The sequence below is a fragment of the Pseudomonas argentinensis genome (assembly GCF_001839655.2).
In the GTDB taxonomy this organism is placed as follows: Bacteria; Pseudomonadota; Gammaproteobacteria; order Pseudomonadales; family Pseudomonadaceae; genus Aquipseudomonas; species Aquipseudomonas argentinensis_B.
Genome location: NZ_CP056087.1, coordinates 811,806 through 824,209 on the forward strand (window position 1 = coordinate 811,806; position 12,404 = coordinate 824,209).

The 12,404-nt window shown below is 66.1% G+C and carries 14 protein-coding genes; 10 read left to right on the forward strand and 4 right to left on the reverse strand.

From position 1 onward, the window contains the following. Positions 1–44: 44 nt before the first annotated feature. From dgcA to SA190iCDA_RS03755, 3 genes are all read right to left on the reverse strand, one after another. On the reverse strand, positions 45–2,105 hold the full coding sequence (dgcA, locus tag SA190iCDA_RS03745) for a dimethylglycine demethylation protein DgcA (RefSeq protein WP_070885057.1): 2,061 nt from the start codon (positions 2,103–2,105) through the stop codon (positions 45–47). 111 nt (positions 2,106–2,216) lie between these two features. Continuing rightward, positions 2,217–2,747: a DUF5943 domain-containing protein gene (locus tag SA190iCDA_RS03750; RefSeq protein ID WP_070885058.1), complete on the reverse strand. Its 531-nt coding sequence runs from the start codon at positions 2,745–2,747 to the stop codon at positions 2,217–2,219. Positions 2,748–2,938: 191 nt separating this feature from the next. Further along, positions 2,939–3,916, reverse strand: coding sequence for a dipeptidase (locus SA190iCDA_RS03755; RefSeq protein ID WP_070885059.1), 978 nt, complete (start codon positions 3,914–3,916; stop codon positions 2,939–2,941). A gap of 425 nt (positions 3,917–4,341) precedes the next feature. On the opposite strand from SA190iCDA_RS03755, the gene SA190iCDA_RS03760 reads away from it, so the two are divergent. The 7 genes from SA190iCDA_RS03760 (at position 4,342) to SA190iCDA_RS03790 (ending at position 10,209) form a co-directional block, all read left to right on the forward strand. After that, positions 4,342–4,503 (forward strand): hypothetical protein, encoded by a 162-nt coding sequence (locus SA190iCDA_RS03760; RefSeq protein WP_167369160.1) that lies wholly within the window; start codon positions 4,342–4,344, stop codon positions 4,501–4,503. A gap of 140 nt (positions 4,504–4,643) precedes the next feature. Next, a complete protein-coding gene (locus tag SA190iCDA_RS03765) occupies positions 4,644–5,597 on the forward strand; it encodes an FHA domain-containing protein (protein ID WP_070885060.1) in 954 nt (317 codons plus the stop codon). Positions 5,598–5,680: 83 nt separating this feature from the next. After that, complete coding sequence (locus tag SA190iCDA_RS03770) at positions 5,681–6,052, forward strand: hypothetical protein (RefSeq protein WP_070885061.1); 372 nt, start codon at positions 5,681–5,683, stop codon at positions 6,050–6,052. Next, entirely contained in the window at positions 6,052–6,390 is a 339-nt protein-coding gene (locus SA190iCDA_RS03775; protein WP_419203828.1) for a type III secretion protein, read from the forward strand. The genes SA190iCDA_RS03770 and SA190iCDA_RS03775 overlap by 1 nt, the downstream gene beginning before the upstream one ends. Beyond that, positions 6,387–8,525, forward strand: a complete 2,139-nt coding sequence (gene sctV / locus SA190iCDA_RS03780) for a type III secretion system export apparatus subunit SctV (protein WP_070885063.1) — start codon at positions 6,387–6,389, stop codon at positions 8,523–8,525. Before SA190iCDA_RS03775 ends, sctV begins: the two co-directional genes overlap by 4 nt. After that, the gene (locus SA190iCDA_RS03785) at positions 8,522–9,799 is read left to right on the forward strand and encodes a type II and III secretion system protein family protein (RefSeq protein WP_070885064.1); all 1,278 of its coding nucleotides are present in this window, start codon (positions 8,522–8,524) and stop codon (positions 9,797–9,799) included. Before sctV ends, SA190iCDA_RS03785 begins: the two co-directional genes overlap by 4 nt. 14 nt (positions 9,800–9,813) lie before the next feature. After that, complete coding sequence (locus SA190iCDA_RS03790) at positions 9,814–10,209, forward strand: hypothetical protein (protein ID WP_236100992.1); 396 nt, start codon at positions 9,814–9,816, stop codon at positions 10,207–10,209. Positions 10,210–10,211: 2 nt separating this feature from the next. On the opposite strand, the gene SA190iCDA_RS03795 is transcribed toward SA190iCDA_RS03790, so the two are convergent. Beyond that, positions 10,212–11,018 carry a tetratricopeptide repeat protein gene (locus tag SA190iCDA_RS03795; protein WP_236100995.1) on the reverse strand — a complete coding sequence of 269 codons (807 nt, stop codon included), beginning with the start codon at positions 11,016–11,018 and terminating at the stop codon, positions 10,212–10,214. A 108-nt stretch (positions 11,019–11,126) separates the two neighbouring features. On the opposite strand from SA190iCDA_RS03795, the gene SA190iCDA_RS03800 reads away from it, so the two are divergent. From SA190iCDA_RS03800 to SA190iCDA_RS03810, 3 genes are all read left to right on the forward strand, one after another. Further along, the gene (locus SA190iCDA_RS03800; protein WP_236100998.1) at positions 11,127–11,756 is read left to right on the forward strand and encodes a type III secretion protein; all 630 of its coding nucleotides are present in this window, start codon (positions 11,127–11,129) and stop codon (positions 11,754–11,756) included. A 24-nt stretch (positions 11,757–11,780) separates the two neighbouring features. Continuing rightward, positions 11,781–11,981: a hypothetical protein gene (locus tag SA190iCDA_RS03805; RefSeq protein ID WP_070885066.1), complete on the forward strand. Its 201-nt coding sequence runs from the start codon at positions 11,781–11,783 to the stop codon at positions 11,979–11,981. 102 nt (positions 11,982–12,083) lie between these two features. Further along, the gene (locus SA190iCDA_RS03810) at positions 12,084–12,404 is read left to right on the forward strand and encodes a hypothetical protein (protein WP_371923720.1); all 321 of its coding nucleotides are present in this window, start codon (positions 12,084–12,086) and stop codon (positions 12,402–12,404) included.

A 12,404-nucleotide genomic window follows, 5' to 3' on the forward strand; every position in this document is an offset into this window, starting at 1 on the left:
CGGGCGCCTTTGCTTGCAGCTTGCAGCTTGCGGCTTGCGGCTGCTTAAAAGTCTTTGCACAGGCGCAGGGCGTCGTAGATCGCCGCGTGCACGTTGCGCTGGGCCACGCAGTCGCCGATACGGAACAGCAGGTAGCCGTCGCCCGCCTCGGAGAGGCACGGCTGCGGCTTGATCGCGAACAGTGCCTCGACATCGATCTGGCCCTTGTTGCGCGAGCCGTCCTTGAGCCCGTAGTACAGGCCCTCGTCCGGGCGCACGCCGTTCTCGATGACGATCTGGTCGACCACCCGCTCTTCCCGCGCGCCGGTGTATTCGTTCTCCAGCACCGCGACCTTCTTGTCGCCCTCGGCGTAGACCTTCTCCAGCATCATGTCGCCGGTCATCACCACTTCCTTGGGGTACATGCTGCGGTAGTAGGTCGGGAAGGTGGTGCCGCCCATGGCCACGCCGGGCTTGATGTCGTCGGTGACGATCTCCACCTGGCTGCCCTTGTCGGCCAGGTAGTCGGCCGCCGACATACCGGTGAATTCGCAGATGGTGTCGTACACCAGCACGCTCTTGCCGGGCTCCACCTTGCCGCTGAGGATGTCCCAGGCGCTGACCACCAGGCCTTCGGCCGCGCCCCAATGCTCGTTCTGCTCGAGGAAGGCGTGGCCACCGTTGGCCAGCACCACGATGTCCGGGCGCAGGTCGAGGATGGTCGCCTCGTCGGCGGCGGTACCCAGGCGCAGGTCGATCCCCAGGCGGGCGATTTCCAGCTGATACCAGCGGGTGATGCCAGCGATCTGGTCGCGCTGTGGCGCCCGGGCGGCGATGCTGATCTGCCCGCCGAGGCTCTCCTGTTTCTCGAACAGGGTTACGTCATGACCACGCTCGGCGGCCACGCGGGCTGCCTCCATCCCGGCGGGGCCGCCGCCGACGATCACCACCTTGCGCTTGGCGCCGGTGGTTTTCTCGATGATGTGCGGCACGCCCATGTATTCGCGGCTGGTGGCGGCGTTCTGAATGCACAGCACGTCCAGGCCCTGGTACTGGCGGTCGATGCAGTAGTTGGCGCCGACGCACTGCTTGATCTGGTCGATCTGGCCCATCTTGATCTTGGCGATCAGGTGCGGGTCGGCCATGTGCGCGCGGGTCATGCCGACCATGTCCACATAGCCGCCTTCGAGAATGCGCGTGGCCTGGTTCGGATCCTTGATGTTCTGCGCGTGCAGCACCGGCACCTTGACCACTTCCTTGATGCCGGCCGCCAGGTGCAGGAAGGGCTCCGGCGGGAAGCTCATGTTGGGGATGACGTTGGCCAGGGTGTTGTGGGTGTCGCAGCCCGAGCCCACCACGCCGATGAAGTCGAGCATGCCGGTGGCGTCGTAGTAGGCGGCGATCTGCTTCATGTCCTCATGGGACAGGCCGTCGGGGTGGAACTCGTCGCCGGTGATACGCATGCCCACGCAGAAATCGTCGCCGACCTCGGCGCGCACCGCCTTGAGCACTTCCATGCCGAACTTCATGCGGCCTTCGAAGCTGCCGCCCCATTCGTCGGTACGCTTGTTCACCCGTGGCGACCAGAACTGGTCGATCAGGTGCTGGTGCACGGCGGACAGCTCGACGCCGTCCAGGCCTCCTTCCTTGGCGCGGCGCGCCGCCTGGGCGTAGTTGCCGATGATGCGCCAGATCTCCTCGACCTCGATGGTCTTGCAGGTGGCGCGGTGCACCGGTTCACGGATCCCGGAGGGCGACATCAGGGTCGGCCAGTGGTAACCGTCCCAGCGCGAGCGGCGGCCCATGTGGGTAATCTGGATCATGATCTTGGCGCCGTGCTTGTGCATGGCGTCCGCGAGATTCTGGAAGTGCGGGATGATGCGGTCGGTGGACAGGTTCACCGAGCTCCACCATTGCTGCGGGCTGTCGATGGCCACCACCGAGGAGCCGCCGCAGATCGCCAGGCCGATGCCGCCCTTGGCCTTCTCTTCGTAGTATTTGACGTAACGCTCGGTGGTCATGCCGCCGTCGGTGGCGTAGACCTCGGCGTGCGCGGTGGAGAGCACGCGGTTGCGGATGGTCAGTTTGCCGATCTGGATCGGCTGGAACATTGCTTCGAAGGCCATGACCTTCTCCTCGATTCGGCGGCTAAGCGTTCACGGTTCTGTTTTTATGGGCGGGAGCGAGGCGTGTTCGCGAACCTTCGCGGGCATGGCCCGCTCCCACCGGGTAAACCGCTACAGGGGACGGGTAACGAACAGGCCATCGTCGTGGCCTTCTTCGGAGCCGCCATATTCCTGCACGGTGACGGTGCGCAGGCTGCTGCCCTTGGCGGACAGGATCTGATCGATGGCGCCGGAGAACCAGCCGGTGAACATGTAGTCCACCTTGCGGCCGACCTTGCCGTACACGTACACGAAGGCCGAGTGCTTGAGTTTCACTTCCGCGTAGCCGGCGTCGATGTCCAGCTTCTCGATCTCGAACAGCCCCCAGCCGCGTTGCGACAGGCGCTTCATGTAGTGCTCGAATACCGCGGCGCCTTCCAGGCCGTGGCATTCGGCTTCCTTCTCACACCAGTGCCAGGCGGATTTGTAGCCGGCCTTGTAGAGAATCTCGGCGTACTTGTCGGCACCGAGCACTTCCTCGATGCCGCGGTGGTTATTGACGAAGAAGTGCCGCGGCACGTACAGCATCGGCAGGGCGTCGGTGGTCCATACGCCGGTTTCGTCGTCGACCTGGATGGGCATTTCGGGGGCGTGGGTGGCCATGTGTTGTTAACTCCAGAATTCGTTGTCGTGCATGTTTGAACGGTGCGGATGAATGCCTGTGGAGCCGTAGCGAGCACGCCGAGAGCAAGGAGATCCGCAGTGACAAGCGAGAGCAGTACGACTGTACGGCGAGCTTGTCGCGAGGACGCGACGCCGCTATCGGTGAGCGCAGTAGGCTGTGCAGGTATTCGTCATTCGCCCCAGACGTCGGCCAGTACCCGTACCCAGTTCTCGCCCATGATCTTGCGCACCACGCGCTCGGAATGGCCGCGTTTGAGCAGGGTCTCGGTGAGGTTGGGGAACTCGCCGACGGTACGGATACCCAGCGGGTTGATGATCTTGCCGAAGCTGGTCAGGCGGCGGGCGTAGCCCTTGTCGTGGGTCAGGTACTCGAAGAAGTCCTGGCCGTGACCCTGGGTGAAGTCGGTGCCGATGCCGATGGCGTCCTCGCCGACGATGTTCATCACGTACTCGATGGCTTCGGCGTAGTCGTCGATGGTCGAGTCGATACCCTTGGCCAGGAAGGGCGCGAACATGGTCACGCCAACGAAACCGCCATGGTCGGCGATGAACTTCAGCTCCGCGTCGGACTTGTTGCGCGGGTGCTCTTTCAGGCCCGAAGGCAGGCAGTGGGAGTAGGTCACCGGCTTTTTCGACTCGAGGATGACTTCCTCGCTGGTCTTGCTGCCCACGTGGGACAGGTCGCACATGATGCCCACGCGGTTCATCTCGGCGACGATCTCGCGACCGAAGCCGGACAGGCCACCGTCACGCTCGTAGCAGCCGGTGCCAATCAGGTTCTGGGTGTTGTAGCACATCTGCACGATGCCCACGCCGAGCTGCTTGAACACCTCGACGTAGCCGAGCTGGTCCTCGAACGCATGGGCATTCTGGAAACCATAGATGATCCCGGTCTTGCCCAGCTCCTTGGCCTTGCGGATGTCGGCGGTGCTGCGCACCGGCATCACCAGGTCGCTGTTCTCGCGGATCAGCTTGCTGCTGGCGGCGATGCTGTTGACGGTGGCCTGAAAACCCTCCCAGACCGACACCGTGCAGTTGGCCGCGGTGAGGCCGCCTTTGCGCATGTCCTCGAAGAGTTCACGGTTCCACTTGGCGATGATCAGACCGTCGATGACGATGCTGTCGGCGTGCAATTCGGCTGGGCTCATCAGGCGGCTCCCCTTGAATGGATGCACCAGATTCGCTGCTGGCGCTTTGTGGGCAGCATATGCCTCGCCGCCCTGGCGACCCGATGCAAAAACGACGGGGGGATTGCCGAAAGCGTCAAGCCGAGGTCGTGACCGATAAGGCCATAGGTGTCGCGTGCGGCCCAGGCCCAGGCCATTGGCGGTTGCAGCCTGGCGCAATGGCCTGCCAGGTGCCTCAGGGGGGCTGGGCGGCGGCCGGCGAGTCGGCAAGGTCGTTAACCGACCCTCAACAAGCTTTAACAACCTTTAACAACATGGCCTGGCAATGGCTCTCTAGTCTTCGAGTCGTTGCAGGAAAGCCCGCTCGACGAGGTGGCTTTCCTGAAACCGGTTATCACCGCTGGTGATGCCGCTCATTACCCCTTAGATATTTTCGGAGATATCCCATGGCTGAGACTCCTCCAGTAAGCAGCGGCGGCGCAGACGCTGCCATCGACAAGATGTCCGCGGTGTTCGATATGGCGATCGAGAAATCCGCCAAGATCACCGAGATCACCACGGCCAAGAAAGCCGAGCTCGACGCGACCAAACAGCGTCCGCAGAACTGACCCGGGCTGCAGGCGGCGCTCGGCGTCGCCTGCAACCTGTGTCTGCGCCGTATCGGCACCTTTTCCATCGAGGGCGTGGCCCGGCCGTTCTGGCCGCATACGTCGCTCGATAGCGTGATTCCTAAGCCCCGGTGAGTCCTATGACTGCGATAGCCTCGAGTTCCGCCTCGCTGAACAGCGGCGACCAGCCTCGGCTGGAGGTGACCGCTGGCATCCACCGCGGTGTATCGCTACCGCTGGATGAAGCGGTGTACTGCATTGGCAGTGGCGCGGCGGCCAACCTGATGCTGCGTGACGCCGGGGTGGCGGATCGTCACCTGACCCTGCGCTTGAGTGCCCGCCATGTTGGCGTCGAGGCCACCGGGGGCGACGTGCAGGTCATCCACAACGGGCGTGAGACCCCGGTCGCGCGCGGGCACGGTTACCGCGGCCGACTGCCTGTGGATATCCGTATCGGCACGGCGACCCTGCGCCTGGCCATGCCCCAGACCGGCGGCCCGGCGGCCAATCCGGTATGGTATGGCAAAGCGCAATGGGCGATTGCCGCGCTGTTCATGTTCATCTGCGCGGGCGCCCTGGCAGTGCTGCGCGATGGGCCGATGCATAGCGCCGAGCCTGAGTCGCTACAGCGACTGACACTCGCCGAGGAGCGGCCGGCAGAGGTGCCCCGGGCGGCGTCGCTGCAGCTGGCCCGCGCCGACCTGGCCAGCCAGGCCAAGGCCGCCGGGCTGAACCATCTCAAGCTCGACACCAGTGCCGGCCAGCTGCGCGTCAGCGGTACCCTGGAACCTGGGCAGGAGCAGGACTGGCTTGCCCTGCAGCAGTATTTCGATGGCCGTTATGGGCGCCAGTACGTCTTGCGTGGCGATGTCAGCGTGCGCGAAAGCGCCGCCCGGCCTAGAGTCAACTTCCAGGCCGTATGGTTCGGTGACAATCCCTACGTGATCAATGCAGCGGGCGCCCGCCTGTATCCCGGGGCCCCCCTTGAAGGTGGCTGGAAGCTCGAGCGTATCGAGGACGGTCAGGTGGTGCTGGCACTGGGCGAGGAGCGCTTCGCACTCACATTAGGGCCCTCGCCAGTGCCTGAGGGTTAGGGTGTGCTCCTCGTCCAGCACCGCCGCGCCGGAGCCCGTTTTGACGCGAGGCAAGGCATGAGCCGCGAAGTTTGGTGGGCCAAATGAAGATCGATTCACGCGCCCCGCTGGCGCCGTCGGATGCGGCCTCCGACGTTCGCACTCGCCCGAGTGAGCTGCTTCCTGCTTCCCCCGCCGCGCCACCCGCCGTTCGCCCGCCCAGCCTGCCGCGCACGCCGCCGCTGCCGACGGTACAGGACGATCTGCACGCCCTGGAGCTGGCGGCGGGCGTCGAGCCCGGGTTGTTCGCCGGCTCGCGACCGGCGCAAATTCTCGAAGACATCCTCGAACGCATCCTGCCGTCGCTGCCGCTCGACGGTGAAACCCGAGCCCTGGCCATGAGCCTGGTGCGCGAGGAGCTCGACACCCGCCAGGCCCTGGATCGCCAGCGCGTCGAAACCGAGGTGGAGCCATGATGCTGCGCGACGAACACGATGCCGCCAAGCTGCTCCAGGGCCTGGGCGATCTTTACCTGCGGGTTGGTCAGGGGCCTCGCGCCCTGGTGCTGCTGCTGCTGGCCGTGCAGCTCAATGCCGATGATCCGTTGTTGCTGGCGCGCCTGGCGGCGGCCTTCACCGCCAATGGCGATGGGCAGCGGGCCTTGCACACCCTGGATCGTCTGCGCGGGCTGCAGGGGGAGTCGGCGGCCTGGCTGCTGCTGCGCAGCCGGGCGCTGTGGAGCGCCGGTCAGCACGGCGAAGCGCGCGCCTGCTTTGCCCGTTACCGCACTTTGCGCCAGGAACGTGAAGCATGATGGCGCGCCTGGGAGCCCTGGCGGGCATGGCGGCGCAACGCACCGAGGTGGTGGTGGTCGCCTTCATGATGATGGCCATCGTGATGATGATCATCCCGCTGCCGACCTATCTGGTCGACACCCTGATCGGCATCAGCATCGCCCTGAGCATTCTGGTGCTGATCGTCGCTTTCTACATCCGCAAGCCCCTGGAACTGTCCGCGCTGCCGGCGCTGATTCTGCTCAGCACGCTGTTCCGCCTGGCCCTGTCGATCAGCACCACGCGGCTGATCCTGCTGCACGGCGACGCCGGGCATATCATCGAGGCCTTCGGCAAGTTCGTCATCGCCGGCGAGGTGGTGGTCGGTCTGGTGATCTTCTTGATCATCACCGTGGCGCAGTTCGTGGTCATCACCAAGGGCGCCGAGCGGGTGGCCGAGGTGGCGGCGCGTTTCAGCCTGGACGCCATGCCCGGCAAGCAGATGAGCATCGACAACGACCTGCGCAACGGCGACATCGACGCCAACGAGGCGCGCCGCAGGCGGTCCGACCTGCAGCGTGAGAGTCAGCTGTTCGGGGCAATGGACGGCTCGATGAAGTTCGTCAAGGGCGATGCCATCGCCGGCCTGGTGATCCTCTTCGTCAACCTGATCGGCGGCCTGCTGATCGGCATGCTGTCGCGCGGCATGTCCTTCGCCGATGCCGGGCACACCTACTCGCTGCTCACCGTGGGCGACGGGCTGATCGCGCAGATCCCGGCGCTGCTGATCGCCGTGGCCGCCGGCACCGTGGTGACCCGGGTCAACAACGAGGCCGAGCAGGCCGACCTGGGCACCGAGATCATCCGCCAGATGGGCAACAGCCAGCGTGCCCTGACGCTGACCGCGCTGATTCTCGCCGCCGTGGCGTTCATCCCCGGTTTCCCCGCGCCGGTGTTTATCGGCCTGTCGGCCGTGCTGGGGTCGTGCGCCTGGATGCTGCGGCGCCGCCAGCAGCGCGAGGAGCAAGCCGAGGTCGTGGCTGCCGAGGTCGTCGAGGAGGCGGCTGCCGACCCCGAACCCGAGCAGCAGGCGGACGCCCCAGCCGCTACAGCGGACACCCGGGTGCTGCTGTCGATCGGCCCGGGTCTGGCCGAAGCGGTACCGCTGCAACCCTTCAAGCAACGCCTCGAGGTGCTGTGCCACGACCTGCACAACGAGCTGGGCATCGAGTTCCCGATGCCGTCGGTGGTCGTCGACATGGCCGGCTCGACCGGTAGTTACCGGGTCGAGCTGGAAGGCGTGCCGGTGGATCAGGGCGAGCTGAACCCGGCTCAGGTGCTGCTCAAGGATGACCCCGTGCATCTGCAGCTGCTCGATATCGCTGGCGAGGAGCGCGCATCACCCCTGGGCAGCCGCGCCGGCCTGTGGATCGCCAGCGAACACCAGGCCGAACTGAGCGACGCGGGGATCGTCTACCTGCGCCCCGATGAAATCCTGCGTGATGTGCTGGCGCGCGTGCTGCGGCGTTATGCCGGGGACTTTCTCGGTATCCAGGAAACCCGCCAGTTGCTGGCGCACCTGGAGGAAAGCCACGGCGAGCTGGTCAAGGAGGCGCTGCGGGCAGTGCCCCTGCAGCGCATCGCCGACGCCCTGCGCCGCCTGGTGGCCGAAGGCGTATCGATCCGCAACCGGCGGGCGCTGCTCGAGGCGATGGTCGAGTGGGGCGGCCGCGAAGGCGATGTGGGGCGCTTCAGCGACCACCTGCGTACCGCCCTGGCGCGGCAGATCAGCCACCAGCATGCCGATGAGCAGCGGGTGATCGCGGCCTTCGTGCTGGGCTCGGCCCTGGAGGCGCAGCTGCTCGAGGCGGCGCGTCAGCAGGACACCGGACGCGGCGAGGTCCGTGCCCGGGAAGCCACCCGTGGCCTGCTCAAGGCGCTGCGCCAGGCGTGCGAGCAATTGCCCGAACGGGTCAAACCGACCCTGGTGGTGCACCCCGAGCTGCGCCGCCGCATCCTGCGCCTGTGCATTCGTGACGAACTGGAGATGGCCGTGCTGTCCTTTACCGAACTGGCCCCGGAATACAGCCTGCAGGCGATCAAGGTGATCGGCGCGCCGAGCACCGCGCGGGCGGAAAAGAGCCAACCTGCACCCGCGCTGGCAGGTGCCACATGATCCGCCTGCTGGTGTTGACGCTGTGCTGCCTGCCGCTGCTGGCCCTGGCCCAGTCGCCTCTGGGCGGCGATATCGCCCTGGCCACCGGCGAGGGGCGGATCATGCGCTTCAGCGACCCGGTGGAGGCGGTGATGATCGCTGAGCCGGGCGTGGCCGACCTGCAGGTGATTTCGCCCGGGGTCATCTACCTGTTCGGCAAGCGCCCGGGTCATACCACCCTGGTGGCCCTGGGCAGTGACGAGCGGGAAGTCGCCTCGCTGCAGATCAGCGTCGGCGGCAACGGTCGGCCGATCACCAGTGCGCTGCGCAGCCGCTATCCGCAGAGCGGTGCCGAGGTGCAGGGCGTGGGCAACCGCCTGGCAGCCCGCGGCCAGGTCAGCAACGTGGCCGAGGCGCTGGACCTCAATGCCCTGCTCGACCCCACCGGGCAGGACTGGCAGGGGGCGGTAAACACCGCGACCTACGCGGGCTCTGCCCAGGTGAACATTCGCGTGCGCTTCGCCGAGGTGTCTCGCGAAGAGCTGCTGCGCTATGGCGTGAGCTGGAATGCGCTGTTCAACAACGGCACCTTCTCGTTCGGCCTGCTCACCGGCGGCAACCTGGCGGCGGAGGCCGCTGCCGGTGGTTCCAACCTGATCGGCGTGGGCCTGGACAGCGGCAATTTCAATATCGACAGCGTGCTCGAGGCGCTGCAGAGCAATGGCGTACTGGAGATCCTCGCCGAGCCCAACATCACCGCCATGACCGGTGAGACGGCAAGCTTCCTGGCAGGCGGCGAGGTGCCGGTGCCGGTGCCGGTGAACAGCGACCTGGTGGGCGTCGAATACAAATCCTACGGGGTGTCGTTGTTGTTCAGCCCCACCGTGTTGCCGGGCGACCGCATCGGCCTGCAGGTGCGCCCGGAAGTCAGTAGCCTGATGGGCGGTAGTACCCTGGAAGTCTCCGGGTTCCGCGTGCCCTCGTTCCGTGTGCGCCGCGCCGACACCCGCGTCGAGGTCGGCAGCGGGCAGACCTTTGCCATTGCCGGCCTGTTCCAGCGGGAGAATTCACGGGATCTGGAAAAGGTGCCGTTGCTGGGCGACATGCCGGTGCTCGGCAACCTGTTTCGCTCCAAGCGCTTTCAGCAGAACGAGACCGAGCTGGTGATTCTCATCACCCCCTATCTGGTCGAGCCGGTGCAGACCCAGGCCATGCTCACGCCGCTCGACAAGAGCCTGGGCGCCCGTGCCGATGGCCCGGCGCGCAGCGGCTCCTTCGGGTTCCACCTGCAATGAACGGGAGTGCCGTGATGAGCCGTCTGGGCCTGTTGTCCACCTGCCTGCTGCTGGGCGCCTGCCAGACCGAGCTGCAGGCCCCGGACTACTCCCCCGGTTACCAGACCGTCGTCGACGCTAACGGCCAGGCCCTGCTGGTGCCGGATGCCTGCCGGCGCGTCAGCGACGAGGGCCAGCCAGTCGACGAACGCGAGCTGCTACCTCTGCCGCCTGGCTGCGCCAACAACGCCAATCTGCTGCAGATGGTCGAGCGCCGTGGTGACCTGCTGCGTGGCCGGCAGACCGGGCCGACCCTGGCCGCGCCGGTGGGCCGCGCGGCGCAGTCGTACCTGGAGGGTTTCGAGACCGATGAGAAGCGCCGCCGTCGTCAGGAGCAGGCAGCGCAGAGCGATACCGGGGGTGGGCAATGAGCTTAGCGCCCGGCGCTCATCCCAAGGGCTCTGGCGCGTTCGGCGGGGTCGCCGATGGCCGCGATACGCTGCGCCTCGGCGATCAGCGCCTGGCGCTGGGTGGCGCTGGTGTCGTCGAGCTGCACGCTGGCCGGTTTGCCCTGGGCGCCCGCCAGTACCTGAACCAGCAGCGCGTTGCGTTGATGGCGCAACTGCGCGGTGGGCGCACGGTCGATGCCGGTGATTTCGCGCAGGGCATTGCCGGTGTCGCCGTTGAGCGCATAGGCCAGGGCCAGGTTGCTGCGCGCATCGAGGTCGTTGGGGGCCAGCCGGCGTGCCGTGGCGAAGGCCTTCTGCATGGCCGTGACATTGCCCAGCTGCGCCTCGGCGGCGCCCAGGCGAGCAAAGGCCTGGGCATCGTTGGGCAATTGCCGGGCGGCACTTTCCAGCAGCGGCTGGGCGCGCTCCGGGTAGCCCAGGCGCAGCTGCGCGGTGCCCAGGCCGAGCAGGCCCAGCGGGTTGTCCGGCTCCAGCGCGACGGCTTTCTGGTAGGCCGCCTCGGCGCCCTGGATGTTGCCGCTCTCCAGTCGCGCATGGCCCAGCCGCTGCCAGGCGTCGAAGCCCGCCCCCGGTTGTTCCGCAGCCCTCTGGTAGAGCGTCGCGGCGGTGCCGCGGTCACCGCGCGATTCGACATCGCCGGCCAGTTTCATCAGGCGCTGGTAGGCCTCATCGCCGCCCGGCGCGGGCTCGTTATCGGGGGCGTGGTGACTACAGGCGCCGAGCAGGGCGAGGCTGGCAAGCAGGATGCAGCGGGTGGAAATCGACGGCAAGGGCGGTGCTCCTGGGTTGGTTCGGCACGTGCACGGCATTCTATAGAGCCAGCTTCGGAGGGTTCTGTGAAGGGGCTGCGAAATCTTGTGATTGTTGCCGGGCGGCGGTTGTTTCATCGACCTGCCTGCGCCGATAGTGGCTCCATCGGGCGTTGTCTGGCGCTGACCCTGCTGTTGCTGGCTGGCAGTGTGGGCACGGCCCGCGCCGACGTCACGCCACCCTGGTTCGATCAGCCCTACGACTATGTGGTGATCGACCAGGATCTGCGCAGCACCCTGGAAGCCTTCGGGCGCAACCTTGGCCTGCCGATGGCGATTTCCAGCCGGGTCAAGGGGCGCGCTCAGAGCAACCTGCGCGCGGCCAGTGCCGGCGAGTTTCTCGACGCCTTGTGCAGCAACGGCGGCCTGACCTGGTTTTTCGACGGCAACATGCTGCATGTGAACAGTGAGGAAGAAATCGAGATTCGCCAGTTCGAACCCAGCGGCTTTCAGCTCGACGAGTTGCAGAGCGCATTGGACGAGCTGGGTGTAGCAGGCAAGCATCTGTCGCTGCGCAGCAGCTTTCACGGTGACGGCATGCTGATTTCCGGGCCGCCCCCCTACATGGCGCTGGTCCAGCAACGTATCGATCAGCTGCAGAGCCCGGTGGTCGCCGAGCCCGAAGTGGTTCGCGAGCGAGGCGTGCGGGTGTTTCGCGGCAGTGCCGGCATCCAGGTGGTCAAGGGTGCGGACGAATAAACCTCAGACGAAAGGAGATATCCCATGGCAGTCACCCAGGTAGATGGCAACGCCAGCCCCCAGAACACCCCTGAAGCCGAATTCGACCAGGCGCTGGAAAACGCCCAGGGGGACGCGATGACGGAAGACATGATCACCCAGGCGATCATCCTCGGTGGCCAGTTCATCGTCATGCCGCGGGCCCAGGAGATTCTCAAGGAAGCCACCGCGGACGACGAAGAATAACCACGGGGATTGGCCATGACAGTCAGTGCAGCAGTCGCCACGGCGACCCCTGCGGCCGCCGGGCAGGATGTCGCCCAGGTATCGCAGAACCTGTTCGAGCATATGGCCAGCCAGGCCAAGGGCATGCCCCAGGGCGCCAGCCCGAACCAGATCGGCGAAAACCTGATGGAGCGGCTCAACGGTTTCATCGACCGCTCCAAGGGTTTTTCCGATAGTGCCGCGGTGGAGCGCACGCCGTACATCAGCAGTGCGCCGGTGGATAAAGGCGCCGGGGTCGAGCCGGGCAAGGTCAACGAGCAGCAGATCGACCGCCTGGTTGGCTCGCTCAGCCGGGTCTTCGATTACTCCATCGAGACCCAGATGGTGGTGCGTGGCGCCACGCAGATTTCCGGCTCTGCCAATACCCTGCTAAGGGGCCAGTGA